This is a genomic window from Bradyrhizobium canariense (assembly GCF_018130465.1).
GTDB lineage: Bacteria > Pseudomonadota > Alphaproteobacteria > Rhizobiales > Xanthobacteraceae > Bradyrhizobium > Bradyrhizobium canariense_C.
On the sequence record NZ_JAFCKJ010000006.1, the window covers coordinates 17,199 to 43,600 of the forward strand.

24 protein-coding genes are annotated in these 26,402 nt (G+C 65.5%); 18 read left to right on the top strand and 6 right to left on the bottom strand.

Annotated features, from left to right (window positions below):
• Nucleotides 1-7 precede the first annotated feature (7 nt).
• Entirely contained in the window at nucleotides 8-871 is an 864-nt protein-coding gene (gene asd, locus JQ591_RS17590; protein WP_211397284.1) for an archaetidylserine decarboxylase, read from the top strand.
• A gap of 67 nt (nucleotides 872-938) precedes the next feature.
• Complete coding sequence (locus JQ591_RS17595) at nucleotides 939-1,508, top strand: NUDIX hydrolase (protein ID WP_211397556.1); 570 nt, start codon at nucleotides 939-941, stop codon at nucleotides 1,506-1,508.
• Nucleotides 1,509-1,810: 302 nt separating this feature from the next.
• On the opposite strand, the gene JQ591_RS17600 is transcribed toward JQ591_RS17595, so the two are convergent.
• Both JQ591_RS17600 and JQ591_RS17605 read right to left on the bottom strand, forming a co-directional pair.
• The gene (locus JQ591_RS17600) at nucleotides 1,811-3,256 is read right to left on the bottom strand and encodes a FecR domain-containing protein (RefSeq protein ID WP_211397557.1); all 1,446 of its coding nucleotides are present in this window, start codon (nucleotides 3,254-3,256) and stop codon (nucleotides 1,811-1,813) included.
• Between the two features lie 194 nt (nucleotides 3,257-3,450).
• Nucleotides 3,451-4,239 carry a DUF2147 domain-containing protein gene (locus tag JQ591_RS17605; RefSeq protein WP_211397285.1) on the bottom strand — a complete coding sequence of 263 codons (789 nt, stop codon included), beginning with the start codon at nucleotides 4,237-4,239 and terminating at the stop codon, nucleotides 3,451-3,453.
• 192 nt (nucleotides 4,240-4,431) lie between these two features.
• Here JQ591_RS17605 and JQ591_RS17610 point away from each other — a divergent pair, with 192 nt between their 5' ends.
• The 8 genes from JQ591_RS17610 (at nucleotide 4,432) to JQ591_RS17645 (ending at nucleotide 13,024) form a co-directional block, all read left to right on the top strand.
• Nucleotides 4,432-5,268 carry a DUF2147 domain-containing protein gene (locus JQ591_RS17610; RefSeq protein ID WP_211397286.1) on the top strand — a complete coding sequence of 279 codons (837 nt, stop codon included), beginning with the start codon at nucleotides 4,432-4,434 and terminating at the stop codon, nucleotides 5,266-5,268.
• A gap of 354 nt (nucleotides 5,269-5,622) precedes the next feature.
• Nucleotides 5,623-6,825 carry an extensin-like domain-containing protein gene (locus JQ591_RS17615; protein WP_211397287.1) on the top strand — a complete coding sequence of 401 codons (1,203 nt, stop codon included), beginning with the start codon at nucleotides 5,623-5,625 and terminating at the stop codon, nucleotides 6,823-6,825.
• 1 nt (nucleotide 6,826) lies between these two features.
• Nucleotides 6,827-7,426, top strand: a complete 600-nt coding sequence (locus tag JQ591_RS17620) for a histidine phosphatase family protein (RefSeq protein WP_211397288.1) — start codon at nucleotides 6,827-6,829, stop codon at nucleotides 7,424-7,426.
• A gap of 205 nt (nucleotides 7,427-7,631) precedes the next feature.
• The gene (locus JQ591_RS17625; RefSeq protein WP_211397289.1) at nucleotides 7,632-8,930 is read left to right on the top strand and encodes a M20 family metallopeptidase; all 1,299 of its coding nucleotides are present in this window, start codon (nucleotides 7,632-7,634) and stop codon (nucleotides 8,928-8,930) included.
• A complete protein-coding gene (locus JQ591_RS17630; protein ID WP_211397290.1) occupies nucleotides 8,927-9,766 on the top strand; it encodes an ABC transporter permease in 840 nt (279 codons plus the stop codon). Before JQ591_RS17625 ends, JQ591_RS17630 begins: the two co-directional genes overlap by 4 nt.
• Before the next feature lie 29 nt (nucleotides 9,767-9,795).
• The gene (locus JQ591_RS17635) at nucleotides 9,796-10,806 is read left to right on the top strand and encodes a taurine ABC transporter substrate-binding protein (RefSeq protein ID WP_211397291.1); all 1,011 of its coding nucleotides are present in this window, start codon (nucleotides 9,796-9,798) and stop codon (nucleotides 10,804-10,806) included.
• A gap of 62 nt (nucleotides 10,807-10,868) precedes the next feature.
• Nucleotides 10,869-12,248, top strand: a complete 1,380-nt coding sequence (locus JQ591_RS17640; RefSeq protein WP_211397292.1) for an amidase family protein — start codon at nucleotides 10,869-10,871, stop codon at nucleotides 12,246-12,248.
• 47 nt (nucleotides 12,249-12,295) lie between these two features.
• Nucleotides 12,296-13,024, top strand: a complete 729-nt coding sequence (locus tag JQ591_RS17645) for a Crp/Fnr family transcriptional regulator (protein ID WP_349630385.1) — start codon at nucleotides 12,296-12,298, stop codon at nucleotides 13,022-13,024.
• A gap of 25 nt (nucleotides 13,025-13,049) precedes the next feature.
• Here JQ591_RS17645 and JQ591_RS17650 read toward each other — a convergent pair whose 3' ends face one another.
• Both JQ591_RS17650 and JQ591_RS17655 read right to left on the bottom strand, forming a co-directional pair.
• Entirely contained in the window at nucleotides 13,050-13,385 is a 336-nt protein-coding gene (locus tag JQ591_RS17650) for a DUF6665 family protein (protein WP_211397293.1), read from the bottom strand.
• A 150-nt stretch (nucleotides 13,386-13,535) separates the two neighbouring features.
• On the bottom strand, nucleotides 13,536-14,171 hold the full coding sequence (locus tag JQ591_RS17655) for a TetR/AcrR family transcriptional regulator (RefSeq protein WP_211397294.1): 636 nt from the start codon (nucleotides 14,169-14,171) through the stop codon (nucleotides 13,536-13,538).
• Nucleotides 14,172-14,365: 194 nt separating this feature from the next.
• Between JQ591_RS17655 and JQ591_RS17660 the strand changes: the two genes are divergently transcribed.
• The 5 genes from JQ591_RS17660 (at nucleotide 14,366) to JQ591_RS17680 (ending at nucleotide 22,460) form a co-directional block, all read left to right on the top strand.
• On the top strand, nucleotides 14,366-15,685 hold the full coding sequence (locus tag JQ591_RS17660; protein ID WP_211397295.1) for an HlyD family secretion protein: 1,320 nt from the start codon (nucleotides 14,366-14,368) through the stop codon (nucleotides 15,683-15,685).
• 25 nt (nucleotides 15,686-15,710) lie between these two features.
• The gene (locus JQ591_RS17665; RefSeq protein WP_211397296.1) at nucleotides 15,711-17,297 is read left to right on the top strand and encodes a DHA2 family efflux MFS transporter permease subunit; all 1,587 of its coding nucleotides are present in this window, start codon (nucleotides 15,711-15,713) and stop codon (nucleotides 17,295-17,297) included.
• Between the two features lie 552 nt (nucleotides 17,298-17,849).
• Complete coding sequence (locus JQ591_RS17670; protein WP_211397297.1) at nucleotides 17,850-19,649, top strand: ABC transporter ATP-binding protein; 1,800 nt, start codon at nucleotides 17,850-17,852, stop codon at nucleotides 19,647-19,649.
• Nucleotides 19,650-19,712: 63 nt separating this feature from the next.
• Nucleotides 19,713-21,119, top strand: coding sequence for an MATE family efflux transporter (locus JQ591_RS17675; RefSeq protein WP_211397298.1), 1,407 nt, complete (start codon nucleotides 19,713-19,715; stop codon nucleotides 21,117-21,119).
• A gap of 72 nt (nucleotides 21,120-21,191) precedes the next feature.
• Nucleotides 21,192-22,460, top strand: coding sequence for an O-antigen ligase family protein (locus JQ591_RS17680; protein WP_211397299.1), 1,269 nt, complete (start codon nucleotides 21,192-21,194; stop codon nucleotides 22,458-22,460).
• On the opposite strand, the gene JQ591_RS17685 is transcribed toward JQ591_RS17680, so the two are convergent.
• Nucleotides 22,457-23,200 carry a sulfite exporter TauE/SafE family protein gene (locus JQ591_RS17685; protein ID WP_211397300.1) on the bottom strand — a complete coding sequence of 248 codons (744 nt, stop codon included), beginning with the start codon at nucleotides 23,198-23,200 and terminating at the stop codon, nucleotides 22,457-22,459. The two genes, JQ591_RS17680 and JQ591_RS17685, sit on opposite strands and share 4 nt — an antisense overlap.
• A 229-nt stretch (nucleotides 23,201-23,429) precedes the next feature.
• On the opposite strand from JQ591_RS17685, the gene JQ591_RS17690 reads away from it, so the two are divergent.
• Complete coding sequence (locus tag JQ591_RS17690; protein ID WP_211397301.1) at nucleotides 23,430-23,693, top strand: hypothetical protein; 264 nt, start codon at nucleotides 23,430-23,432, stop codon at nucleotides 23,691-23,693.
• 7 nt (nucleotides 23,694-23,700) lie between these two features.
• Here JQ591_RS17690 and JQ591_RS17695 read toward each other — a convergent pair whose 3' ends face one another.
• Nucleotides 23,701-25,071 (bottom strand): PLP-dependent aminotransferase family protein, encoded by a 1,371-nt coding sequence (locus JQ591_RS17695; RefSeq protein ID WP_211397302.1) that lies wholly within the window; start codon nucleotides 25,069-25,071, stop codon nucleotides 23,701-23,703.
• Between the two features lie 79 nt (nucleotides 25,072-25,150).
• Here JQ591_RS17695 and JQ591_RS17700 point away from each other — a divergent pair, with 79 nt between their 5' ends.
• Nucleotides 25,151-25,585, top strand: a complete 435-nt coding sequence (locus tag JQ591_RS17700) for a DUF983 domain-containing protein (protein WP_211397303.1) — start codon at nucleotides 25,151-25,153, stop codon at nucleotides 25,583-25,585.
• A 73-nt stretch (nucleotides 25,586-25,658) separates the two neighbouring features.
• Nucleotides 25,659-26,372: an alpha/beta fold hydrolase gene (locus tag JQ591_RS17705; RefSeq protein WP_211397304.1), complete on the top strand. Its 714-nt coding sequence runs from the start codon at nucleotides 25,659-25,661 to the stop codon at nucleotides 26,370-26,372.
• Nucleotides 26,373-26,402: the final 30 nt, after the last annotated feature.

Consider the following 26,402-nt stretch of genomic DNA (forward strand, 5'->3'; position numbering starts at 1 on the left):
CAGATTCATGACAGTCAAAGCCCTCATCGCCTCTTTCACCCAGCAGGAAGACCTCAACTTCCTGTTGACCAACCGCATCCCCCGCGCCGCGCTGACCCGCTTCATGGGCTGGTTCTCCAAGATCGAGAACCCGCTCATTCGGGACGGCTCCATCGCGCTGTGGAAGCTGTTCTCCGACCTCGATCTGTCGGAGGCGCGAAAGACCCATTTCAGGAGCCTGCACGACTGCTTCACCCGGGAGCTCAAGCCCGGCTTGCGGCCCTTTGATCCGGATCCTTCAATTGTCGCCAGTCCGTCTGACGGCATCGTCGGCGCCCATGGTCGGATCGCCGACACCGAGCTGTTCCAAGTCAAGGGCGCGCCTTACTCGCTGCTCGATTTGCTCGGCGATTCCGCGCTGGTCGACCAGCACCGCAACGGCTCCTTCGTCACGCTGCGGCTGACCTCGAGCATGTATCACCGCTTCCACGCGCCCTATGATGCGCATATCGAGCGCGTCACGCTGATCAATGGCGACGTCTGGAACGTCAACCCGATCGCGCTGAAGCGGGTCGAGCGTCTCTTTTGCAAGAACGAGCGGGCGGTGATCCGCACGCATCTGTCGACGGGCGAGACCGTGACGCTGGTGCCGGTCGCCGCGATCCTGGTCGCAAGCATCCGCCTGCACTTCCTCGACATGGTGCTGAATGCGCAAACCAGGGGGCCGGTCAATTTTTCCTGCGACGTCAACGTGAGCAAGGGCGAGGAGCTCGGCTGGTTCGAGCATGGCTCGACCATCATCATCCTCGCGCCCGGCGATTTCAGCTTCTGCGACGGCATCGCCGAAGGCACGCGCATTCGCGCTGGTCAAGCGTTGCTGAGAAAAAACTAGCCTTCAATCCGCCGCGTCGGCCGCCTATATCGTCCGTGGGGACGATTTGATCGACACGGATTCGGTGATGGCGCGGGCGCCGGTCATGGCGGCGGGTGGTATTGTGCTGCGGCGAGGGGCGCCGCCGCTGATTGCCGTCGTGCGCCAGCGCAAGCGCAACGAATGGGTCCTGCCCAAGGGCAAGCTCGACGACGGCGAGACGCCGAAACAGGCCGCGCACCGCGAGGTGCTGGAAGAGACCGGCCACGAGGTCGCCATCCACGAATTTTTGGGCACGCTCGTCTATCAGTCCGGTGGCCGCTCCAAGGTCGTGCATTTCTGGCGCATGGAGGCCGGGGATGGTCCCGTCCGCAAGCTGATGAACGACATCAAGGCAGTCGACTGGCTGACGCTGGAAGACGCGCTCGCGCGCCTGTCGCGAGAGTACGAGCGGGCCTTTCTGGTGCAAGTCGGCCCGATCGCGCTGGCGGCCGCCGGCCTCGCGCCTGCTTCCGCTCCAGAGCCGACGCCGCCGCTCGCGAGCGATGACGTCGATGCCGCGATGCAGACGCTGACGCCGGCCGAAGCCGCTTCCGTTGACGAGCTGCGACACGGTCTGTTGCAGAAGGTAAAGGCGTGGCTGCGCGGCGAGGCGTGAGGTCTCTTCACGCCGCTCCGCTTGCGGGTTTGGAAACATCCGCGAGCTAGCGTGGTTTTGGGAGCGTCAGCTCCCTCCAAGTCGTCATTGCGAGCGCAGCGAAGCAATCCAGAATCTTTCCGCGGAGGGAGTCTGGATTGCTTCGCTGCGCTCGCAATGACGGAGGAGAGGGCAGCGCGCTCGACGTCAACCCTCATGGTGAGGAGCGCGCATCGCGCGCGTCTCGAACCATGCGGCCCGACTGTGGCGTCGCCCTTCGAGACGCTTGCTTCGCAAGCTCCTCAGGGTGAGGGGCGGCACTGTCATCGCCGCTCCTTCTTCTCCTTCGGAGCGGGCGCCGGTCTGCGCGGTGCTGCGGGACGTTGCGCACCGGGGAGGCGCTGCTGGAATCCGCCCGGGCGCTGCATGCCTGGCTGTTGAGCGGCGGGCGGCTGGCCCGGCTGCATGCCGGTGCGCGGCAGTTGCGGCTGCAGGCCGGGCTGCTGCTGCGTTCCGCCCGGCTGCGGCGGCACGACTCCGCCGGGTTGCGTCGGAATCTGTCCACCGCGCTGCGGCTGATTTTGCGGCGTGCCGTTAGGCTGCGTGCCTTGCCCGGCACGCGACGTACCTGCCGGTCGCCGTGCGCCCTGCTGCTGGCCTTGCTGTTGCTGACCTTGACCCACGCGCGGCGTGCCCGGCTGCATGGCGCCGCCTTGACCCTGCCGCTGCGGCGGCTGGGCGCCTTGTCGGTTCGGCGCGCCCGGCTGCTGCTGGCCTGGACGGTTGTTCTGACCGGGCTGGCCGTTCGGCTGCTGCGGCTGTTGTCCGGGCGCCATGTTCGGCCGCAATTGCTGCTGCTGCGGCGGCTGGGCCGGCCGCGGAATGCGCGGGCTCGCGGTCGGATTGGTGCGGCGGAAGTCGCGCTGCTCGGTGACGATCTGCCGGCCCGTGGTCTGCGCCAGATGCACCTGGCTGACGAAGCCGCGGTCGCGCGCGATCTGCTGTGCGGGAATCGTGATCGGCACCGCGGCAAAGCGCATGACGCCGGCAGCGGCTGCGCCCGGCCGGATCGCAAAACCGCTCGATCCTTGCGTCAGCGCACCGAGCCGCGTCCCGCTCGAGCGGTCGTCGACGTCAATGTGTCCGACCCGGCCGTCGGCGTCGGGATAGAGCTTGATGTTGACGTTGTTGGCGTTGTTCGCGGCCGCGCCTTCCGGCACGTCGACGACGCCCGTGGTGCCGCGGATGCCGAGCGTCGCCGTCGGCGTCGTGATCTTCATGTCGCCGGTCTTTGCCACCGCCGCCGCAACGAAGGCGACCGTGCCCTTGCCGATGTCGACGATCGCGGAGTTCTGCTTGCCGCCGTCCTCATAGACGTAATTGTCGATGGTGATTTTTGCGCTGGCGGAGAGGTTGAACGTGGTCGCGTCGTTGAAGGTGATGCCGAGCGAGGACTTCGACGAGGTCTGCACGACGTCGTTGAGATAGATGTCGTCGCGCACCCGCAGCGGATAGGAATTCCTGTCGCGGATCACGGTCGCGATGCCCGTCACCGTCGCGACGTTGCCGATCGGCTCGACGGCGGCGGGCTGCGCCTCTGTCGCGGGAGCGGATGAAGCCGATGGCGTCGGAGAGGGGGCGGGCGCCGGCTGCGCTTGTGGCTGTGCCTGCGCAAGCTCGATCGCATCGGATGCGAACGCAACGCCCGCGCCGGCCGGCGGCAACGCCAGCAGCACAAGCGCGAACATGAAGCGGCGCCAGGCCACGATAGAAGTCACGAGGAGGTCCCGGTGAGAAACGCGAGGCGAGATCGACCGATATCAGCCTGATACAGCTGAACGGCGGATGAATGTCTATCGCACGGGGGCGGTGAACGTTCAAATGCCACGTCCCTGCGTGAGGGACGTGGCGCCATCATAAGAACAAGAACGCTCGTCAGGCGCTGCGAATGACGCCTTCGGCGTCAGCTCACGCGTTTCCAGGTCTGGCCGCCGCAGAACATGCCGCCGAAGGCGCAACCCTGCACGCGCATCGCATTCGGGCCCTTCATCGCGATCGTCGAGTCGTAATTGCGGCCGGAGTCGGGATCGTGGATACGGCCGCTCCACTTCGCGCCGTCGGGCTTCATGTTGATCAGGATGCGCTCGTTGGACTTCATGGCATAGCCGCAGAGATTGACGCCGCATTGTTCGACGCGAACATTGCCCTTGTTCTCTTCGGTCGCCCAAACGCCGATCGGCGTGTTGGCAACCGCCACAGGCGCGGCGGCGACGGGAGCCGGAGCGGGGGCCGGAGCAATCGCGACCGGCGCGGGCGCAGCGGCGGGAGCAGGAGCCGCAACGGGCGCCGTCTGCATGGTGTTGTCGTAGCCGGCGGCCGGAGCCGCGGCAACCGTCGTGGCCGGAGCCGCGATAGCGGGCGCTGCCGGCGCGGTCGCCTGCACCGGGGCCTGCTGCACGGGTTGCTGCTGCACCGGAGCCGGCGCGGGCTGCGCGGTCGTGGCCGGAGCCGGCGTGGTGTCGACGTCATCGTCCTTGGAGCCAAGGCCCTTGAGGTTGATGTTGTTCAGCTTGATCGGCTTGTCCGACAGGCCCGGCGCGATGATGGTCACGCAATTGAGCGAGGCGCAGTTGCGCGGCGTCTCGATGCGGATGTGCTGGCCTTCGATCTGGAACGAGAGCGAATTGCCGGCATGCGCGGCGGCGGTGGAAGCGAGGAAGAGCGCTGTGGCGGCGATGGTGAGCTTGTTCATGACAACCTCCGAAAAATGTGTGGTCCCGATAGGACTGAAGTCGCTGGTGGATGAAGCGTGGTTCGACCCTACGCCGGGCCGGTCGGGTGTTCTGTGATAGACGTCACAACGCCCTCGACTGCCTGGGTGAGCCAGCGCACATTCAGTCGCCCCTCATCTGCGTAACATCGACACGACACTGAGGAGGGGTTGATGAACCGGCTTGCGACTTCGCTTGGCACATTGATCGCGCTGATGGCGGTTTCGCCCGCAGCCGAGGCCGGTTCCTACGCGTTCTCGATCGGCGGTCATCGTTTCCGGGTCGAGTCGCCCAGCCATTGCAGATCCACCTCCTGTGTTTCGGTTTCCTCCAATCGCAGCTTTCGGCCGGATACGACACCGGCGCCGGCGCTTGCGCCGCCGCAGCCAGCCTATCCCGTGGCTCCGGTCAGGCCGGCGCAAGCCATTGCGGTCTCGCCTGCATCGGCGCCGACGGCTCCTGTCCTTGCGTCAACGACGTCGCAGCCCGTTATCCTGCCGCAGGCGGCAAGCTCCAATCCGCCACGGGTCGAGCTACCGCGGATGGATCCGCCGAAGACCGTCGCGCTCGATCCGCCGCGCATGGAGGCGTCCGTCGTCGCGCCAAGGCCGGAGATCAAGCAGGCCGTGACGAACCCAGAGCGCGGCGACGACGAGCCGGCCTATTTGCCGCTCGGCGAATGGGAGAGCGCAGGCGCCAAGGGCACGGTCCGCATCGAACGCTGCGGTCCTGCACTGTGCGGTTACGCGCTGACCGAGGCGTCGAGCAGGGGCGAGAGCGTGCTCGTCAACATGAAGCCGAAAACGCACGACGTCTGGACCGGCAATATCTACAGCCGCTCCAGCGGAAGCACCTATTATGCGACGATGACGTTGCAGAACTCCGGCAAGCTTCACGTCGAAGCCTGCGCACTGGGCCACTTCTGGTGTACCGGCAACGACTGGACGCGAGCCGAAGAGCGACCGGAGAAGCTGATCACGACGTCGCGGCAGTGGAGTGCGAGGTCGTGAGGCGATCACATCTTCCCGTCTCTCCAAGGGGAGAAGGGACGAGAGACAGTCTTCGATGCGCTTGATGAGCTGCTAGATCATGCCGAGCACGATGGCGCCGACAAAGGCCATGGCGAGGTACGCAGTGACAACGCTCAGTCTTCCGACGAACGTCATGACGTTGCTCCCTGGGATCTTTCCATTCGCGCCGCTTTGCGCCCAGCGACATGGTTAACAGAAAGTCTCCCGTCAAAAAAGTCAGCCTTGCTGTCTCTCATCCGAAGCAGGGGGCGGCCGGCGCGGGCGGACATGGTTAAAGAAGACTGAAATCAACACGTTGAAGAGTCTTTAAGTAAATTCACCCAACGTGCGTGCATGACGCGCGGAGTTCGTTTGTATCTCGTCGGCTCCATCGTCCTTGTTTCGCTAGCGGGTTGCGGACGCGGCTTCTTCCAGGCCGAACGTGAACCATGGCGGGCCGAGGCCGAAGCCGCGTGCCTGAAATCGGGCGCGGTGAAAGAGGGGCCGGATCTCGTCCGGATCGACCCGATCTCCGGGCCGGGCATGTGCGGCGCCGAGTTTCCGCTCAAGGTCGCCGCCATCGGCGAAGGCTCGAGCAGCTACGGGTTTGCCGACGAGGAACTGCGTCCGCCCGGGAGCGTCGGCAACCAGCCGCGCTGGCCGGTGACGCAGCCGCGATCGAATTACCCGCAGGGCCAGAACACTCCGGCATCCTCCTATCCGCAACGGTCGAACTATCCCGAGAGCGCGGTGCGCCAGCCCTCCGGCTACGGCGCGCCGTCCGGCCCGATGCCATTGAATGCGCCCGGCGTGGCTCAGCAGGAAGACGAGATCGATCTGCCGCCCGAGGGCACCGATGCCGCGGGCGCGTCGCGCTATATGAATGCGCCGAGCTATCCGGCGCGGCCGGCGCCCTACTCACAGGCGCCCGCGCAGCAACCGCTGCCGCGCCTTGGCCCGGCACAGGGCAATCCCGTCACCGCCGTGGGCCCGGTTGCGATCAAGCCGGTTGCGACGCTGGCCTGTCCGATCGTCTCCGAGCTCGACCGCTGGCTCGCCGACACCGTGCAGCCCTCGGCGATGCGCTGGTTCGGCACCCGCGTCGCGGAGATCAAGCAGATCTCCGCCTATTCCTGCCGCGGCATGAACGGCAATTCGCACGCCCATATTTCCGAGCATGCCTTCGGCAATGCGCTCGACATCGCCGCCTTCGTGCTCGCCGATGGCCGCCGCGTCACCGTGAAGGACGGCTGGCGCGGTATGCCGGAAGAGCAGGGATTCCTGCGCGACGTGCAGTCGGGCGCGTGCGCGCATTTCACCACGGTGCTGGCGCCGGGCTCGAACGTCTATCATTACGATCACATCCACGTCGACCTGATGCGCCGCGCCAGCCGCCGCCTGATCTGCCAGCCCGCCGCCGTCTCCGGCGAAGAGGTCGCCGGGCGCGCGCACCAGCGCAATCCCTATGCGAATGCGCGCGATCCCTCCGTGACCGGCTCGCTCGGCCGCAAGAGCACCGCGCACAAGCGCGAAGAAGACGAGTACGCCGACGATTAAGATGACCGACGATGTCGTCCGCTATCTCACCCACCCGCAGGTGCAAATCGACCCGGCGGTGCCCGTGCCGCAGTGGGGCCTCAGTCCGATTGGTCGAACGCGCACCGAGTCGGTGGCCCAGGCGAGCTGGCTTGCCAGCACCACGCAGATCGTCTCCAGCGGCGAGCGCAAGGCGATCGAGACCGCCGAGATCATCGCAAGCCAGCTCGGTCTCATGATCGAGATCCGCGAGGCCATGCATGAGAACGACCGTTCGGCGACCGGCTTTCTGAAGCCGGCCGAGTTCGAGGCGGTCGCCGATCAATTCTTCGCGCAGCCGCATCTCAGCGTCCGCGGCTGGGAGCGCGCGGTGGATGCGCAGGCGCGCATCGTGCGCGAGGCCGAAGAGGTGCTGGCGCGCGATCGTCCCGGCGATGTTCTGTTCGTAGGCCACGGTGCCGTCGGCACGCTGCTGTTCTGCCACCATGCCGGCCATCCGATCGATCGCGTCCACGATCAGCCGGCCGGCGGCGGTCATATGTTCGCATTCGCGCGCCACGGGCGCCGTGTCCTGCACGCGTGGCGCCGCATGGAAGACCTGGACCGGCCGGCCCCGCGCTGAGCCCTGGCTGTTCAGCCGGCGCTGCGTCTTCGGCAGAGCGCATCTCGGGCGCAAAAATTTGCGCACTTGCGATTCTTTCTTAAACTATTGAAATAAAAGCGACAATTGTGTCGCGGCGAGCTTTTTCGACGGTTGGCACAGTCGCTGCAATGAGGAGGCTGCCACGAAGCGGCGCTGCCGGCGCCGTGAGCCAGCGGATCCCGTCATGCAGATGCCTGTCACCCCTCCTTATTCGGATCTCGAACAGCGCGTGCTGTCGCACATCACGGAGGAGCGCTGGCTTGAACTCGCATCCGAACTGATCCGCACCGGCCAGCCCCGTTCCGGCAATCCGCTGGATCCCGATTTGCCGCCTGCCGAGGAAGAGGCGATCTCGATGCTGGTCGCGGGCAAGCTCGAAGCGCTCGGCATGGAGGTCACCAAGCACAGCGCGCAGCCGCACCGGCCGAACGTGCTCGGCGTGCTCAAGGGACGGGACGGCGCGCCCTCGCTCATTCTCAACGATCACCTCGACACCTATCCGGTCGTCGAGCCCGAGAAATGGCACATGACGGATTTCGATCCGTTCAAGGCGACGCGCCACGGCGATTTGCTCTATGCGCGCGGCACTTCCGACACGCGCGGGAACCTCGCTGCATCGTTGCTCGCAGTGCAGGCCCTGATCGCAGCGGGCGTGAAGTTCGATGGCACCTTGATGTGCTGCTACACCGTCGACGAGGAGCGGAACGGCACCGAGGGCTCCATCTACATGCTGAACAAGGTTGGCCTTACCGCCGACTACGAGATCACCGCCGAGCCGACCGCCTGGGGTGACGTCAACAAGGACTGGGGCATGAACCTGTCGGTGGCCAATTCCGGCCACTGCCTGATCGAGCTCACCGTTCACGGCATCAAGTCGCACATCTGGCGGCCGGACATCAGCGTCAACGCCATCATGGAAGCGGCAAAGCTGTTGCCGAAGCTGAAGGACATGGCGTTCACGCACGTGGCCAGCAGGTTCATGGGACATACGCCGCCCTGCTGCGCCGTGGTGCGCATTCGGGCCGGCCTGCCTGGCGAGATGCAGTTCTCGCCGGATGCCTGCACCATCACCCTCGCCGTGGTCGGCATCGTGCCCGGCATGACGCTGTCGAGCGTGATCGCGGACATCGAGCGTCTCGGACGGGACACTTTTGCGGGCGTGAACGACGTCAAGGTGGAGGTGCGCCAGGTGCCTGGCTCGCTGTTCGTCAACGCGACCGAACCGGTGCCGGTCGAGGAGGAGCCCTGCCGCTCCTTGCGCGCGGTTTACCGGCGTCTGATGGGCCGCGAGCCCGGGGTCAACCGCAAGAATGCCTTCAACGACACGATCCGCTTCCGCGAAGCCGGAATCAATGCGGTGACGTTCGGTCCCGGAGAAGACGGCTGGGCCGTCGACAACGAGAACATCTCGATCACCAAGTCGGTGATGGCGACGCGGATCTACGCGCTGACCATCATGCAGATCCTGGGAGTGCGGACATGAGCGTCGAGGCTAGCCCTATGGCCATTCCGATCTCGGCGGATCGCACGCGACGCGGCAGCTTGCGGCTGCGGCTTCCGAGAGTCTCGCGATCGGTGCTGCTCTCGACGCTGACCGTCGCCGTGCTGCTGGCCGGCTGGGCCATCGTCACGGAGAGAGGCTGGGCCAACGAGCTGTTCCTGCCGAAGCCACAGGCGGTTTGGGCCGCGTTCGTCAAGACGACGACGAAGGGATATCAGGGCGCGACCCTGCTTCAGCATCTCGGCGCGAGCCTCTATCGTATCCTCACGGCCTTCACGCTGGCCTGCCTGGTCGGCATCCCGCTCGGAGTCATCATGGGCGTGTCGCGCAACGCACGCGCGCTGCTCAATCCGTTGATCGAGTTCTACCGGCCACTGCCGCCGCTCGGCCTTTATACGCTGCTGGTGATGTGGCTCGGCATCGGTGAGAGCTCGAAGCTGTCGCTGCTGTTTCTGGCCGGTTTGCCGGGCATCGTCATCTCGACGATCCAGGCCGTCACCAGCGTGGACCCGGTCTATGTGCGCGCCGCGCAGTCGCTCGGTGCGACCCGGCGCCACCTGCTGTTTCACGTCTACCTGCCGGCGGCGGGACCGCTGATTCTCGCCGGCATGCGCATCTCGCTCGGATTCACCTACACCGTTCTCGTCGCCGCCGAAATCGTCGCGGCATCCGCCGGCATCGGCTGGATGATCTGGGACGCCGCAAAATTCCTGCTGTCGGACATCGTGATCATGGGGCTGATCGTGCTCGGTCTCACCGGCGTCGTGCTCGACCTCATGATGCGCGGCATCGCGAAACTGTTGATGCCGTGGGCCTGAATCCAATTCTGATCGTAGGGGAGACCTCCATGATGAAGAGACTGATTGCGACGCTCGCTTTTGCCACGTTGGCGCTCACGACCGCAGTACGCGCCGAGGACAAGCCGGCGAAGGTGACCGTCGGCTATCTGAACCTCGTCAACGCGCAGCTAGTCACCAAGCATCTTGGCCTGCTCGCCAAGGAGATGCCGGGCGTCGACATCAAATACGTCAAGATCGGCGGCGGCGGCGACATGCTGCGCGCGATCGCCGGGAACGACGTCGACTTCGGCGGCCTTGGCAACCCGCCGACCGCGATCGGCGCGACGCGCGCCCTGCCGATCAAGGGCATCCTGGTGATCAACATGCTCGACTACGTCGAGTCGCTGGTGGTCCGCACCGACAAGAACATCACCTCGCTCAAGGACCTCAAGGGCAAGACCGTGGCGGCGCCGTTCGGCTCCACGACACACTACCTCCTGCTCCAGGCGCTCAAGGACGAGGGCGTCGATCCCGCCTCGATGAAGATTTTGGACCTCGCGCCGTCGGACATCGCGGCGGCCTGGCTTCGCGGCGACATCGACGCGGCCTGGTTCTGGGAGCCGAATCTCGGCAAGGCCGTGAAGAACGGCGGCAAGATCCTCGTCACCTCGGGCGAGATGGCCAAGCGCGGCTACCCGACCTGGGACATCGGCGTCGTCATGAACGCGTTCGCGGAGAAATACCCGTCCTACGTCGACAAGTTCATCAAGGCCGAATGCGAAGGCATCGATTTCTGGCTGAAGAACCCGGAGAAGACCGCGGAGATCATCGCGGAAGAGCTGTCGCTGCCGATCGAGGACGCGCAGCGAATGATGAAGGGCACCGGAATGGTCCCCTGCAACAAGCAGCTCACGGAGGAGTATCTCGGCACATCCGCGAAAAAGGGCAAGTTCGTCGACACGCTGGTCTCGACCGCCGACTTCCTGGTGAAGCAGGAGCGCCTGCCGAAGCTGCTGCCGCGCGCCGACTTCGAAGCCTTCATCCAGCCCGCATATCTGGAGAAGGTGATCGGCCGCTAGGGTCGGTGCCGGCGGGCTTGTCTCGCCGGCACATTGCCAATTCCTGCAAGCACGTGACCGACATGAATCTCGCACCTCGCCACCTCCGTGCCGCCTATCGCAGCGGTGAGCTCAAGCCGTCCGATGTCGCCGCGCATGTGCTGTCGCGCCTTGACGACGCCGACCAGAGCGGCGTCTGGATCTCGACGGCAGATCCCGAAAGCGTCATGGCAAAGGCACGCGCGCTCGATGCCCGCATCGGCGAGATCGGCGAGCTGCCGCTCTACGGCCTCGTGTTCTCGGTCAAGGATTGCATCGACGTGGCGGGCGAGCAGACCACCTCGGCCTGCCCGGAATTCGCCTACACCGCGAAAGACACGAGCCCGGTTGTCGCCGATGCCATCGCCGCCGGCGCGATCTATCTCGGCAAAACCAACATGGATCAGTTCGCGACCGGCCTCGCCGGCGTGCGCTCGCCCTATGGCATCGCCCGCAACCCGCACAACCCCGACTACATCCCCGGCGGCTCCAGCTCGGGCGCGGCGGTATCGGTCGCGACAGGCACCTCGTCCTTTGCTTTCGGTACCGATACCGGCGGATCGGGCAGGGTGCCGGCATCCTATTGTGGCGTGACCGGCTTCAAGCCGGCGCCCGGCGCCTTCAGTCAGCGCGGCATGGTCTACGCGTGCCGTAGCTTTGATACCATCTCGCTCTATACGCGCGATCCTCGCGATGGCCACGACGTCTATCGCGTGTTGGCGCGGCGCGATGCCGAGGACTGTTTTGCACCGGTCGATTTCGCCGGATGGACGGAGCAAGCATCTCCAGCGCGGCCCCTCAACATCGCAACGCCGCGTCCGGATCAGCTCAGGTTCTTCGGCGATTCGGAGACGGAGGCGCTGTTCGGCGATGGGCTCCGCAAGCTGCGGCAGCTCGATCTGTCGGTCACATCGGTCGATTTCTCGCCATTCATTTCGGTCAACGACCTCATGTTTTTCGGACCGTTCCTCGCCGAGCGGGACGTCTCGGTCGGCGCATTCCTCGACGCCAACCCGGACGCGGGCGTCAAGATCGTGCGCGACCTCGTCATCGGCAGCCGGAAGTTCACGGCGGCCGACGCCTATCGTGCGCTCTACAAGGTCAAGGAGGTCCAGCGATCGCTTCGCGATGTCTGGCAAGCCTACGACGCGCTGGTCGTGCCGACGGTCGGCACCGTGCTGAGCATCGACGACGTCGCGCGCGATCCGCTGACGGCCAACTTCAACAACGGCTATTACACCAATTACGCCAACCCGCTGGGCCTGGCCGGCATCGCCGTTCCGAACGCCGTCACCGCAGCCGGCGTGCCCTATGGCGTCACGTTCCTGGCGCCGGCCGGCCGGGAGCGCCTGCTCACCGATCTGGCGTGCGCCTTCGTGGAGGCGGCAGCCCGGCCCGAACGTCTGCGCCGCGTTGCAATCTGAGCGGAGACCTCCTAGCCTTCGAGCCGTCACTCGAAGGGAGACCGATCGTGGGGCGCAGCGATGCGCATGAGATGGCCGATCCGGGTGAGCCGCGCGCCGAACTGCCACGGCCCGGGACCGGACGTTATGTGCTGAAGGCGTTGGACAAGCCCGATCTGGACCTGGTGATGCGAACCGGCAGGCTCGCGACGTACCAGAACCGAGAATATCTGCTGCGGGAGGGCGAGCCCGCAAACGGCGTCCACATCATCCTGAACGGGATCGTCGAAAGTACCCATGCCGGCACGCAGGGGCGCGAACTGATGCTGTCGACCTGGGAGGCAGGTGATTTCGTCGGCGCGCCCTATATCCTCGGCGATCACCGCCACAGTTGGTCAGCCCGCGCGCTCGGGCGGGTCGAAGCGCTGCATCTCGACCAGGATGCGGTCCGCCGCTTGATCGCGCAGTCGCCGTCGTTCGCAGTCGCGCTGATCGAGTGCCTCGGCTTCAAGGGCGAGACCTATTCGATGCTGGCGCAGACGCTGGCGGGACAGAAGGCGGCGGAACGGTTGGTGCTGCTCCTGGTCAAGCTGTGCGAGAACGCGGCCCAGGATGAGAGCGGCCCGATCTCGCTCGGCCGCATCACGCAGGCCAATCTCGCGCGCATGATCGGCGCGACGCGCCAGTCGATCAGCCTGATCCTCAGCCGCCTCCAGGACGACGGCATCATCTCGACTGGCCCGACCAAGATGGTCGTCAACGATCTCGCTGCGCTCCGGAAGCAGGTGACCGACTAGGGCCCGGCAACTTAGAAGATCATCTTCAGGCCGGCTTCGACGGTGCTGGGACCAGCCCCATGCAGCACTGCACCTCGGCCGGGACATTGTAGGTCCGCATGATGTGGCGGCTGTCGCGCAGACCGGATGCCTCACGCTGCACCACCAACATCCAGAGCGCGTGGCCGGCTTCCAGCACCAGCTTGCGCCTGGCCGGTTGCATCGAGGCCGGCACCTCGGGGAGGGCATGGGCGGCGTCGAATTCGCGCAAGCGCGTCAGCGCCTGTTCGAGCGTGCGGCCCATCCGTCCAAGCGCGGAGGCCTGTTCCTGAACGATCTCGTAATGGAGGATATCGACCGGCGGCCGAAGATCACGGGACATGAGCCCAAATATAATGCTGAGACTTCTACAGGCGCAACTCAGCCGTCATTGCGAGGAGCGAAGCGACGAAGCAATCCAGAGCCTTTCCGCGGAAGGATTCTGGATTGCTTCGCTGCGCTCGCAATGACGGCGAGAGGTTATTCTGCGCCGCTACTTCGCCCGGTACGCCGCCAGAAACATCCGCGTCGCGCTGTCGACGACTTCGCTCATGCGCTCTTCCGACGGCGCAGGCGCGGCCTGGAAGACGAAGGGCAGGAAGAGCGAGGCCTTGCACAGCTCCATGAACTGCGACGCCGCCAGGTCGCAATCGTCGATCTGGAGATCGCCGGAGGCGGCATGGGCTTTGAGATAGTCGGAGAGGCGGTTGATGGTCTTGTCCAGCACCCGCGCATAATAGCGGCGACCGACATCGGGCATGCGCTCGGCGATCGCCATCACGGTGCGGATCGCGGAGCCGCCGCCGGGCCGGCACAGCAGATGGATGTAGGCCTGGCCGAAATCCTTCAGCGTGGTCTCGGCGTCGCGCGCGGGATCGAAATTGAACACGACCTGACCGTGCTGGAGCGCCTCTTGCTCGAGGATGGCTTCGAACAGCGCACATTTGTCGGCGAAGTAGACGTAAAGCGTGCCCTTCGAGACCTGCGCCGCGCGGGCGATCTCACCCATGCTGGAACCGTCAAACCCGAGATCCATGAACACCTTGCGGGCCCCGTCCAGGATCTGGCGGCGTTTGGAGCTGTCCTCCTCTTGGATGACGTGCAGATGTTCGCGGCCGGCTACAACCATTGGTTCAGGGTCTCGGAAGGTTTTTGCATCGGTCCAGGGCCAGGAAACCGAAATAAAGGATTCGGGCCAGTAGGGTCTGTCCGGGAGTATTATCTATATTGACCGAACCGTTCGGTCAATGATATTTGGGATGGGCGAGAGGGACCGGCCGCACTGCGGCCGTCCCTCATCGCGCTTTTTTTGGGGAGGCCTTTATGGCCGTATTGAGAGACCAGGCTGCGCGCGTGCTTCGCGAGGATACTGTGGCGACGCCGGCGTCCGCGGGCGGTGACGCCGCCACCGAGACGTCTGTAGCTCTCGCCGAGCAGTTGCGCTCTCATGTGGCCGAGGAAACCAAGCGCCGCCCCAGCGAGGCGCCGGAGAAGCCCGTGACCGACAAGCCGGCCGCAGCCCCAGACGCGCCCGCCGCCGCCGGCGCGCCGAAGTCCGGCAAGCGCAAATTCGTGATGATGGGAGTAGGTCTCGTGCTGGCGCTCGCGGGCGCGAGCTACGCCGGCTATTACACGCTGGTCGGCCGCTTCTACGTCGCCACCGACGATGCCTATGTCCGTGCCAACAACACCATGCTGGGCGCGCGCGTTGCCGGCCACATCTCCTCGATCCTCGCCGGCGACAACACGACGGTGCGCGCCGGCGACATCGTCTTCCGCATCGACGACGGCGACTACAAGATCGCGGTCGACGCCGCCGCGACCAGGATCGCGACCCAGCAGGCCACCATCGATCGCATCGGTCGCCAGGTCGCGGCGCTCGACAGCCAGGTCGCACAGGCCAAGGCGCAACTCGTCTCCGCCGAAGCCGGCCTCAAGCGCGCCGACCTCGATTATGAGCGCCAGCAGTCGCTGAGCAACAAGGGTTTTGCCTCGCGCGCCACCTTCGAGAGCTCTGAAGCCGGGCGCGACCAGGGCGCCGCCGCGGTCAAGGCTGCGCAGGCCGCCTACGACGTCGCGGTCAGCAATGTCGACGTCGCCAAGGCGCAGCAGGCCGAAGCGCAGGCGCAGCTCGCCGAGCTCAGGACCACGCTCGCCAAGGCCGAGCGCGATCTCGCCTTCACCGCGGTGCGCGCGCCGGTCGACGGCACGTTCTCCAACCGCCTCGTCAGTGCCGGCGACTTCGTCGCGGTTGGCCAGCGGCTCGGCAACGTCGTGCCGCTCGACAACGTCTATATCGACGCCAATTTCAAGGAGACCCAGCTCAAGCGCATCCGCCCCGGCCAGCCGGTGACGATCAAGGTCGATGCCTATGGCATGCGCAAGTTCTCCGGCGTCGTCGACAGCATCGCGGCGGGCGCAGGCTCGGTGTTCACGCTGCTGCCGCCTGACAACGCCACCGGCAACTTCACCAAGATCGTGCAGCGCGTGCCGGTCCGCATCCGCGTGCCGAAGTCGGTCGCGAAGCAAAACCTGCTTCGCGCCGGCATGTCGGTCTATGCGACCGTCGATACCAACAAGGGCGCGGCCGACGCCGACAGCGAGATCGATCTCGACGACGCCACCATGATCCATCCGCAGTAGCGCACCTGCGCCGCGAGGTCAGACCATGGCGAACGCCACGACCGCTTCACCTGCCATGATGGCGGACCCCGCTTCGGAGCGCATCGCGCCGAAGCGGCTGTTTGCTTTCATCATCATGGTCTTCGGGATGTTCATGTCGATCCTGGACATCCAGATCGTCTCGGCGTCCCTGAGTGAAATCCAGGCCGGCCTGTCGGCAAGCTCCAGTGAAGTCTCCTGGGTCCAGACCGCCTATCTGATCGCCGAAGTGATCGCGATCCCGCTGTCGGGATTTCTGTCGCGCGCCTTCGGCACGCGGCTGTTGTTCGCAATCTCGGCGGCCGGCTTTACCGCATCGAGCCTGCTCTGCGGCTTCGCCACCACCATCGAGGAGATGATCCTCTGGCGCGCGCTGCAAGGTTTTCTCGGCGCCGGCATGATCCCGACGGTGTTCGCCTCGGCCTACACCGTCTTCCCACGCTCCAAATTCCACATCGTCGGTCCCATCATCGGGCTCGTCGCGACGCTGGCCCCGACCATCGGGCCGACCGTCGGCGGCTACATCACGGACCTGATGTCCTGGAACTGGCTGTTCTTCATCAACATCGTGCCCGGCATCGGTATCACCGTCGGCGTGCTGGCGCTGGTCGATTTCGACGAGCCGCATTTCGAATTGCTCGATCGCTTCGACTGGTGGGGGCTGCTGTTCATGGCCGGCTTCCTTGGCACGCTGGAATACGTACTGGAGGAAGGCCCGCAATATGAGTGGATGCAGGACCCCTCGGTCGCGATCTGCGCCTGGATCTGCGGCATCTCGGCGATCGCCTTCTTCTGGCGCGTCTTCACCGCGGCCGAGCCGATCGTCAATTTACGCACCTTTTCCAACCGCAATTTCGCGATCGGTTGCGTCCTTCAGTTCTGCATCGGCATCGGCCTCTACGGCCTGACCTACATCTATCCGCGCTATCTCGCCGAAGTGCGCGGCTATAGCGCGCTGATGATCGGCGAGACCATGTTCGTCTCGGGCATCACCATGTTCCTGGTCGCGCCGGTGGTCGGCCGTCTCATGGCGAAGTACGACATGCGCTACATGATCGCATTCGGCCTCGTCGTGTTCGCGCTCGGCTCCTACCAGATGACCTGGATCACGCGCGACTACGATTTCTACGAGCTGTTAATTCCGCAGATCCTGCGCGGCATCGGCATGATGTTCGCGATGGTGCCGACCAACAACATAGCGCTCGGCACGCTCGCGCCCGACCGGGTGAAGAACGCCTCGGGCCTCTTCAACCTGATGCGCAATCTCGGCGGCGCCGTGGGTCTCGCCGTCATCAACACCGTGCTCAACGACCGCACGGACCTGCACATCACGCGCCTGCAGGAGCGTGTGACCTGGGGCAACGCGACCGCGACCGAAACCCTGACCATGTTCATGCAGAAGTTCCAGGGGCTCGGCGACTCCACGCTGATGGCGATGAAGCAGCTCAGCCAGATCGTGCATCGTCAGGCCGTGGTGATGAGCTTCGGCGATGCCTTCTTCATCCTGACGCTGTTCTATCTCGGCCTCACCCTGCTGGTCACGCTGTTGAAAAGGCCGGCCTCGCCGTTCGGCGCCAGCGGCGACGCGCACTAATCCAGCCACTCATTCGGTGTCATCGCCCGGCTTGACCGGGCGATCCAGTATTCCGAGAAGGCGGTGATAGAGTCGAGGCGCCGCGGCGTAATGGATGCCCCGCCTGCCGCCTTCGCTAAAGCTTCGGCGCCGCTGGACCTGAGCCCGGGCGAAGCCTTGGCGTAGCCGGGTCGCGGGGCATGACGGAGGAGTGCGCGGCGACGCGCACTAATTTGCAACACTCGTGCGTGATCGCGCGCGAGCCCCGTTGCAAATCACCAATGACACATCTATAAAGCGCACCTCATTCAATCGAACCGGGAGGATTTGCATGATTTCATCGCATTCGCAGATCGTACGCCCGCGCTCGATGATGTTCTGGCTCGGTATGTGCTCGGCCTCCTAGAGGCCTCTTCCGCCAGTTTCGATTGGGCTTCCAGTCCCGATCGCTCCGCTCCCCAAATCCTGACTTCCAAAGTCAAAGCCAAATTTAAGTGACGCCGTCTCGGCCCTCGCGGCCGGCCTGCGTCCATCAATGGAGCCGGCCCGCGCCATAAGCGGCCGGATGATGCCATGACCGCTCTGTCAAGAAGGCCCGCGGCGATACGCGTGGTGCTGCCCTTCGTGTTCCGGCACTGGCTGAAGCAGCCGGGGCGTACTCTCATCGTGGCCGGCGGCTTGTTGGGTGCGACCATCGCCGACCTGTTCATGCCGGTATTCTCCGGCCATCTGGTCGACGCCCTGACGCGCGGCCCATCCGATCCCGCCGCGCGTCACGCGGCGCTCATGGCATTGGGCGGTATCGTGGCGCTGGGCGCGGCCTCCATGGTGCTGCGGCTGACCGGCCTCCAGGCCATCGTGCCGTTCACGCTGAAGATCATGTCCGAGGTCGCGCAAGAAGCCTTCATGCGCGTGCAACGCTTCTCGACCGACTGGCACGCCAACTCCTTCGCGGGATCCACGGTGCGCAAGGTCACCCGCGGCATGTGGGCGCTCGACCTGTTGAACGACACCATCTTGATGGCGCTGGCGCCGTCGCTGCTGGTGCTGATCGGTTCGATGATCCTGCTCGGCGTGCACTGGGCCTCGCTCGGCGGGGTGATCGCGCTCGGCGCGCTGCTCTATGTCACGATGACGGTGCTGTTCTCGACGCGCTACATCGCGCCGGCCGCGCGCATCTCCAACGCCTGGGACACCAAGGTCGGAGGCACGCTGGCGGATGCGCTGACCTGCAACGCGGTGGTGAAGTCATTCGGCGCGGAAGCGCGCGAGGATGCGCGGCTTGCCCGTGTCATCAACCGCTGGCGCGTGCGCGTGCGCCGGACCTGGCTGCGCTACAACTACACCAGTCTGGCGCAGCTCTCGGTGCTGCTGGCCTTGCGCGCCTCCGTGATCGGCGGCGCCGTGCTGCTGTGGATGTCGGGGCGAGCCTCGCCCGGCGACGTCACCTATGTGCTGACGAGCTATTACGTCATCCATGCCTATTTGCGCGACGTCGGAATGCACATCAACAACCTCCAGCGCTCGGTCAACGACATGGAGGAGCTGGTGGCGATCCATGACGAGTCGATCGGGATTGCGGACGCGTCGGACGCGCGGCCGATCGCGATCGAGGGTGGCGAGCTCGTGTTCGACGACGTCACGTTCCATTATGGCGGCCATCACGCGCCGCTCTATGACGGACTGTCGGTCACGATTGGCGCTGGCGAACGCGTCGGTCTCGTCGGCCGCTCCGGCTCCGGCAAGACCACCTTCGTCAAGCTGGTGCAGCGGCTCTACGACGTCACCGGCGGCCGGATTCTGATCGACGGGCAAGACATCGCCGAGGCCACGCAGCAATCGCTGCGCAGCCAGATCGCGATCGTGCAGCAGGACCCGATCCTGTTCCACCGCTCGCTCGCCGAGAACATTGCCTATGGCCGGCCCGGCGCCAGCCTGGAGGCGATCGAGCAGGCGGCACGGCTGGCCAACGCGCACGACTTCATCCTGCGGCTGCCCAAGGGCTACGGCACGCTGGTCGGCGAGCGCGGCGTCAAGCTCTCCGGCGGCGAGCGGCAGCGCGTGGCTCTGGCGCGCGCCTTCCTGGCCGATGCGCCGGTGCTGATCCTGGACGAAGCGACCTCGAGCCTCGATTCGGAATCCGAGGCGCTGATCCAGCAGGCGATGGAGCGGCTGATGAGGGGCCGCACCTCGATCGTGATCGCGCACCGGCTGTCGACGGTGCGCAGCCTCGATCGCATCCTGGTTTTCGACCGCGGCGAGATCGTCGAGCAAGGCACGCATGCCAAGCTCGCGGCCAGGCCCGGCGGCATCTATCGCGGCCTGTTCGAGCGCCAGGTGGTGGAGCTCGGGCGCATCGCAGCGGCGGAGTGAGGAAGAGGAATGGCGCGTGGTTGGCGGACGAATGTCGGCCACACCGCCAGAGGATGGAATGAGATGAAAGACCTGACAGACGGCTCCATCGTCCGACACATCCTGGTCATGTCGCCACCGATCATGGCCGGCATGATCTCGATCATGATCTGCCAGCTGGTCGATCTGTATTTCGTTTCGGGATTGGGCGATGCCGCCGTTGCGGGTGTCGCCGCGGCCGGCAACGCCGGCTTTCTCGTCAACGCGTTGATGCAGGTGCTCGGTGTCGGCACGGTGGCGCTGATCGCGCATGCCGTGGGACGCAAGGATCGGCCGGACGCCAATCTGATCTTCAACCAGGCGGTCGCGCTGTCAGCGCTGTTCGGCGTGTTGACCCTGGTCGCGGGATCGGCGCTGTCGCGCCTCTATATGCGTTCGATCGCCGCGGATCGGGCCACGATCGAGGCGGGAACCACTTATCTGCTGTGGTTCATGCCGGCGCTCGCCCTGGAATTCGTCATGCAAGTGATTGCGTCCGCGCTGCGCGCGACCGGCATCGTGCGCCCCGCCATGCTGGTGCGCGTCCTCGCGGTCGTCATCAACATCGCGCTGGCGCCGGTGCTGATCTCGGGCTGGGGCACCGGCTACGCGTTCGGCGTCGCCGGTGCGGGGCTGGCGAGCTCGATCGCGGTCGCCATCGGCGCCCTGATGCTGTTTGCGTATTTCCGCAAGGTCGAGCGCTATGTCGCCCTCAATCCGGCGCAGTGGCGCCCGCAGCCGCGCCACCTGAAGCGCATCCTCAATGTCGGTCTGCCTGCCGGCGGCGAGTTTGCGATGATGTTCATCTTCATGGCGGTGGTCTATTTCGTGCTGCGCGATTTCGGCGCGGCGGCGCAGGCGGGGTTCGGGATCGGACAACGAGTCCTGGCCCTTATCCAGATGCCGGCGCTTGCGGTTGCGCTCGCCGCCGGGCCGATCGCCGGCCAGAACATGGGCGCCGGAAAAGGCGAGCGCGTGCGCGAAACCTTCGTCAAGGCAGCGCTGATCACCAGTGTCGTGATGATCGGCTTCATGTGCCTTGCGCAGTTGAAGCCGCAGCTCCTGCTCGCGGGGTTCTCGAACGACCGGGAGACCATGGAGATCGCCTTCCTGTTCCTGCGGATCATCTCGCTCAACATGGTGGCGCAGGGCCTGATCTTCACCTGCTCGAGCATGTTCCAGGGCCTCGGCAATACCAAGCCCGTGCTGTGGAGCTCGGCAACGCGCGTGTTCACCTATTCGCTGCCGGCGATCTGGCTGTCGACGCGGCCGGGCTTCCGGATGGAGTACGTCTGGTACTTGTCGATCGCGGCGACCACGCTGCAGGCGGCGCTGAGCTTGTGGCTGCTACGGCGCGAATTCGGGAAGCACCTGGTGGTGCTCCGGCACGAGGAGGCTCCGGAACAGGCTGCGCCCGAGCCCGCGGCGTCTCCTGCACGCGCGCCCGCGTAGCGATCGCTTGTCCCCGCCCCACGGCTCCGGCTAATTTGCGGCGCCGTGGGGATGGCGGCTGCAAGGGGCCAAATGACCGAGGTGTTGAACGAGCAGCGGCCCAATTCCTGGCTCTCCGCGATCTGGGCGGCACGCTATCGCACGCCAGCCCGCTTCGTCGCGCTGATCGCGCTGCTCCTGCCGTGGACCACGACCGGACTCACCTTTGCGCTCATCCCCTGGCTGATCGCGTTCGTCTTCGTCGACCTCCGCGAATTTCCGCGTTCGCTGCTTCGGCCGATCTGCCTGCTGCCGATTGCGCTGGTCGCACTCGCCGTCATCGGCACGCTCTGGTCCGATGCGCCATGGCCGGACCGAATCCATGCGATCGGCCCGGCGGCGAAGCTGCTGGTGATTCCGCTTCTGATCTACCAGTTCGAGCGCTGGCCCTTTGGCGGCTGGGTGTTTTCCGCGTTCCTGGTGTCCTGCACGGCGCTGATGCTCTATTCCTTCGCCGTCGCCGTCGATCCCGCACTGTCGCTGAAACTCTATCTGTCGCGCGGGCCTTACAAGGTCGAAAGCGGGATCGCGGTGCGCAACTATATCGACCAGAGCCAGGAGTTCGCGCTCTGTGCGATCGCGCTGGCCTACCCGATCGTGTCGCTGCTGCGACAAGGCCGTTACCGCATCGCGGCGCTGTTCGTGGCGCTCGCGATCGGATTCCTCGCCAACATGATGTTCGTCGTGGTCTCGCGCACGGCGCTGGTGACGCTGCCGATCCTGATCGTGGTCTTCGCGCTATTGCATCTGCACCGCCGCACCGCGCTGCTCGCCGCCGGCGCGATGGGACTGTTGGCCGTGCTGCTGTGGACCGTCTCGCCCCATCTTCGCTCGACGCTCGCCAAGTTCATCGGAGACTACGAAGTCAGCATCGTCGGCAACGACGTCAGCGGCATGGGGTCCCGACTGGAGTTCTGGCGCAAATCGCTCGCGTTCACAGCGGACGCGCCGCTGCTCGGTCACGGCACCGGCGCGATCCGTGGCCTGTTCGAGCGCGCGGCTGCCGGCGAGAGCGGGGTTCGGGCGGAAATCGTCGGTGATCCCCACAACCAGACGCTCAATGTCGCCGTGCAGTGGGGGGCGCTGGGCGTCCTGGTCCTCTACGCGCTCTGGTTCGCGCATCTCTCGCTGTTTCGCGGAGAGGGGCTGGCCTGCTGGGTCGGCCTCCTGGTCGTGGCGCAGAACATGCTGTCCTCGCTGCTCAACTCGCATCTGTTCGATTTCGCCGAGGGCTGGATCTACGTGCTTGGCGTCGGCGTTGCCGGCGGCATGGCGCTCGCCGCCAAGAAAATACGGAGTTAGTGCGTGCCAAAACTGTTCCAGACCAGGCCGAGGCCCGACAGGAACAGGAGACCGAGCACGACATCGCCAAAATGCTTGTCGCTCAGCGCGTGATAGACGCGCGCGCCGGCCCATGCGCCGATCAGCGTGCCGGGAAATGCGACCAGCGCGAGCCAGACCACCTTGAACGCGACGAGGCCCGAGGCCGTCTGCAACACCAAAGCGGCGGCGAGCACGGTGAAATTGAAGAGCTGGAAGATGCCGCGCCGCTCGTGCTTGTTCCAGCCGCGGATGTTCGCCCACAGGATCGGCAGCGGCCCCGACAGTCCGGCAAGGCCGCCAAGGATGCCGCCGGCGAAGCCGATCGCGCCGTCGGCAATGCGGCCGCCGAAGCTGATGGCGAGCGGCTTCTTATTGAGATACAGCGCGCTCGAAAAGATCAGCAGAAGCACGCCGACGCTCAGCTTGAACACTTTTGGATCGGCGGAGGCGACCAGCATGGTGCCCAGCGGCACGCCGATCAGTCCCCCAATCAGGAACGGCCAGACCAGCGAGAGATCGAAACTCTTCCACATCGACGGCAGTGTCGAGGTCTGCGCGATCACCGAGCAGATCAGCACCAGGGGCACCGCGAGCGAGGGCGGCAGCACGTAGAGCCAGATGCCGAGCGCCATCAGCGCCGTGCCGAATCCGGCAAGGCCCGAGACGAAGCCCCCGGCCAGTGCGCCGAGCAGCAGCAGCGCGTAGGTGAGCATTTCCAACAGATTATCCCTGTCGCCTGGGCGATCCCGAACCGTTGACCGCCATCGCTCGCATAGCACAGCTGCGGCCGTGCAGGTCAATTTCAAACCTGCACGCAAGCGTGATCCCCAACGGCGGGCGTTCGCGAAAGACACGCCTACATGATGCTCGTACTTCAACTGGGGGCCGCCCGAGACCATCATGCGGTTCGATCGGCCAGTTCCCCGAATGAGACTATGGAGAAGGACGATGACCCGCACGAAGATTGCCGTTGCGGCCGCGCTATTGTCGGCGGCGTTGATGCCCACAATGGCGCAGGCCCAGTTTTCCGAGCCTGCAGCCTATCAGGCCGCCCATCCGGACCGCGACGTTCTGAATGGCGGCCAGCTCACGCCCGCCGCGCGCGGGACTCTCGGCCAGCAGGGAACGCCTGGTGATGCCTACGCATCGCAGGCTTATCCATCGGCTGTTGCGCCAGTCGTGCGCTCGCGGCATCGCCGTCAGCATCAATAGGTAATTGCTAGACGATCTGTCTGGTGTCAGCGGGCCTGTGCAGCGCGCTGACCAGGATGCGCAGCGCTTCCGTCAATTCCGCCCTGTTGCGCGCCGCGCCAAGCGAGACGCGTGCCGCATGTGGCGGCGTCCCGTCGACGGTGAAGGCTTCGCCGGCGACGACTGCGAGTCCATTCCGCAGGAGATGCGCCGCGACGTCGGGGCGGCCCTCCGGCAGCCGCAGCCACAGATGGTGGGCGGCGGACTTGGCCTGGAACTCCAAGCCTTTGAGCGCGCGTTGCGCGAGCTGCTGGCGGCCGATCGCCTCGCTCCTGATGGCGGTGATGATGCGGTCGGCGATGCCGGTCTCGATCCAATGCGTCACCAGCGCGACCATCAGCGGTGCCGGCATCTGCACCGTCGCCTGCAAATAGTTGCGCATCTCCAGCTGCGAACTGCTGTCGGGCGTCACCAGATAGGCAACCCGTAGCGCCGGCGCGATGCACTTTGACAGCGTGGTCGCGAGATATGTCCGTTCCGGAATGAGATTGGCGATCGGCGATGCCGAGCGATCGAGGAGCCCGTAGGCGTCGTCCTCGATCAGAATCGTATCGGCATCGTTGATGATCTTTGCGATGGCGCTGCGGCGCTCGGGGAGAAGCGTCGCGGTGGTCGGATTGTGGAGCGTCGGAATGAGATAGACCGCTTTCGGTCGATGCGTGCGGCAAGCCTTCGCCAGCGCGTCGGGCAGGATGCCGCCGTCATCCATGGCGACGCCGACGAGGTTGACGCCGAGCCGCGCAGCCGCGGCCTTGATGCCGGGGAAGGTGAGGGCTTCCGTCAGCACGACGTCACCTGGACGCGCAAGATGTGCGAGCAGGTTGAACAGGATCGTCTGTGCGCCGGGAAAGATCACGAGCCTGTCGGCATGCGCATGCGGCACGCGTGCGCGCATCCAGCGCGCTGCGACCGCGCGCTCATGCGCGCTGCCGCCGGGCGGCTGGTAGTTGAGATGCGCCGTCAGGCCCGATTGCGCGCGGATGGCTTCCATCCCGGCAATGATGCGCTCGTCGAGCTGCGCTTCGAGTGGTTGCGGCGGCACGTTCATCGAGAGGTCGATCGCGACGGGATGCGGCAGATCGACCGCGCGGCGCGCGCTGGTCTCCGACACGAACGAACCCTGGCCGACGCGGGCTTCCATGATGCCGCGGCGCCGCGCCTCGGTGTAGGCGCGCGTCACCGTGGTGAGGTCGATGCCGAGCGCCTTTGCCAGCGCGCGCTGCGTCGGCAGTTGCTGCCCGCGTACCAGCCGGCCGGCCGCGATATCGGCCTCCATGGCCTCGACGATGCGCTGGTAGCGCGGCCCGCTCAGCTCCGAGATTGTAGGGGTCCAATCCATGCAATTAACGCCCATATCCTTTGAATGTATGGATGCAATATATTATTGTATGGATCGTTGAAAAGGAAGAGGTGTGGTCATGGCGACCGGTTCAGTCTCTCTTGCAAAGGCGATGTGGCGCGGCTTTCGCGGCAAGTGCCCGAACTGCGGCGAAGGGCGTGCGTTCGGCCGTTTCCTGAAGGTGGCGGATACCTGCGACCATTGCGGCGAGGAGCTGTTTCACCAGCGCGCCGACGACTTCCCGGCCTATCTCGTGATGGTCGTCGTCGGCCATCTCGTGGTCCCCGCGATCCTCGCGGTCGAGACCGCCTATGCGCCGGCGGTCTGGCTGCAACTGGCGGTGTGGCTGCCGGTGACGCTGTTCGCTTCGCTCGCGCTGCTGCAGCCGACCAAGGGCGCCATCGTCGGGCTGCAATGGCAGATCGGCATGCACGGTTTTGAGCCGAGCAAGCTCCGGCGCGAGGCCGGTCAGCTTGCGGCGGTCCTCGTGAAGGCGGAAACGCGCGCGGCCTGAAGCGGCCACAGCGTTTACATCGCGCGGCCGGCCGCTACACTCCATCGTACAAACAAGAACGATGGAAACGCCGATGGCCGCACGCGCAAAAACTTTCCTGCTCTGTCATGGCGCGTGGTCCGGCGGATGGGCGTGGAAGAAGATGCATCCGCTGATGGCAAAGGCCGGTCACCGCCTGATCGCGCCGACCTACACCGGGCTCGGCGAGCGCGCACATCTGGCAGGTCCTGCGATCGACATGGAGACGCATATCCAGGACATCCTCAACGTCATCGCCTTCGAGGATCTCAGCGACATCGTGCTGCTCGGTCATAGCTATGGCGGCATGGTCGCCACCGGCGTCGCCGATCGCGCGCGCGAGCGTGTCTCGCAACTGATCTATCTCGACGCCTTCGTGCCGCGTGACGGCCAATCGCTGTTCGATCTCCACGAGGGCGGGCGCGAGCCGATGCGCAAGGCAGCAAGCTCAGGCGACGGTTACCGCATCCCGCCGAACCCGCCGCCGCCGGATACGCCGCAGGCCGATCTGGACTGGCTCAACGCCCGCCGCGTCGCGATGCCGATCAAATGCTTCGAGGCGAGCTTGAGGCTCGAACACGGCGAGCCGGCGATGCCGCGCAGCTACATCTATTGCACCCGCATTCCGCCGGGCGACGTGTTCGGGCAGTTCGCCAAGCGCACCAAGAGCGAGGACGGCTGGCGTTACGTCGCGCTCGACGCCAGTCATGCGCCGAACGTGACGGCGCCGGAGGCTCTGATGGGTGTGTTGGAGGAGATCGTCGGATAGAGAGCCAAAATGGTGAGGGGCCCGATGCGT

Coding starts and splice junctions, on each gene's coding strand:
- asd (WP_211397284.1), top strand. CDS start 8: ATGACAGTCAAAGCCCTCATCGCCTCTTTCACCCAGCAGGAAGACCTC.
- JQ591_RS17595 (WP_211397556.1), top strand. CDS start 939: ATGGCGCGGGCGCCGGTCATGGCGGCGGGTGGTATTGTGCTGCGGCGA.
- JQ591_RS17605 (WP_211397285.1), bottom strand. CDS start 4,239: ATGAACAAGCTCACCATCGCCGCCACAGCGCTCTTCCTCGCTTCCACC.
- JQ591_RS17610 (WP_211397286.1), top strand. CDS start 4,432: ATGAACCGGCTTGCGACTTCGCTTGGCACATTGATCGCGCTGATGGCG.
- JQ591_RS17615 (WP_211397287.1), top strand. CDS start 5,623: ATGACGCGCGGAGTTCGTTTGTATCTCGTCGGCTCCATCGTCCTTGTT.
- JQ591_RS17620 (WP_211397288.1), top strand. CDS start 6,827: ATGACCGACGATGTCGTCCGCTATCTCACCCACCCGCAGGTGCAAATC.
- JQ591_RS17625 (WP_211397289.1), top strand. CDS start 7,632: ATGCAGATGCCTGTCACCCCTCCTTATTCGGATCTCGAACAGCGCGTG.
- JQ591_RS17630 (WP_211397290.1), top strand. CDS start 8,927: ATGAGCGTCGAGGCTAGCCCTATGGCCATTCCGATCTCGGCGGATCGC.
- JQ591_RS17635 (WP_211397291.1), top strand. CDS start 9,796: ATGATGAAGAGACTGATTGCGACGCTCGCTTTTGCCACGTTGGCGCTC.
- JQ591_RS17640 (WP_211397292.1), top strand. CDS start 10,869: ATGAATCTCGCACCTCGCCACCTCCGTGCCGCCTATCGCAGCGGTGAG.
- JQ591_RS17650 (WP_211397293.1), bottom strand. CDS start 13,385: ATGTCCCGTGATCTTCGGCCGCCGGTCGATATCCTCCATTACGAGATC.
- JQ591_RS17655 (WP_211397294.1), bottom strand. CDS start 14,171: ATGGTTGTAGCCGGCCGCGAACATCTGCACGTCATCCAAGAGGAGGAC.
- JQ591_RS17660 (WP_211397295.1), top strand. CDS start 14,366: ATGGCCGTATTGAGAGACCAGGCTGCGCGCGTGCTTCGCGAGGATACT.
- JQ591_RS17665 (WP_211397296.1), top strand. CDS start 15,711: ATGGCGAACGCCACGACCGCTTCACCTGCCATGATGGCGGACCCCGCT.
- JQ591_RS17670 (WP_211397297.1), top strand. CDS start 17,850: ATGACCGCTCTGTCAAGAAGGCCCGCGGCGATACGCGTGGTGCTGCCC.
- JQ591_RS17675 (WP_211397298.1), top strand. CDS start 19,713: ATGAAAGACCTGACAGACGGCTCCATCGTCCGACACATCCTGGTCATG.
- JQ591_RS17680 (WP_211397299.1), top strand. CDS start 21,192: ATGACCGAGGTGTTGAACGAGCAGCGGCCCAATTCCTGGCTCTCCGCG.
- JQ591_RS17690 (WP_211397301.1), top strand. CDS start 23,430: ATGACCCGCACGAAGATTGCCGTTGCGGCCGCGCTATTGTCGGCGGCG.
- JQ591_RS17695 (WP_211397302.1), bottom strand. CDS start 25,071: ATGGATTGGACCCCTACAATCTCGGAGCTGAGCGGGCCGCGCTACCAG.
- JQ591_RS17700 (WP_211397303.1), top strand. CDS start 25,151: ATGGCGACCGGTTCAGTCTCTCTTGCAAAGGCGATGTGGCGCGGCTTT.
- JQ591_RS17705 (WP_211397304.1), top strand. CDS start 25,659: ATGGCCGCACGCGCAAAAACTTTCCTGCTCTGTCATGGCGCGTGGTCC.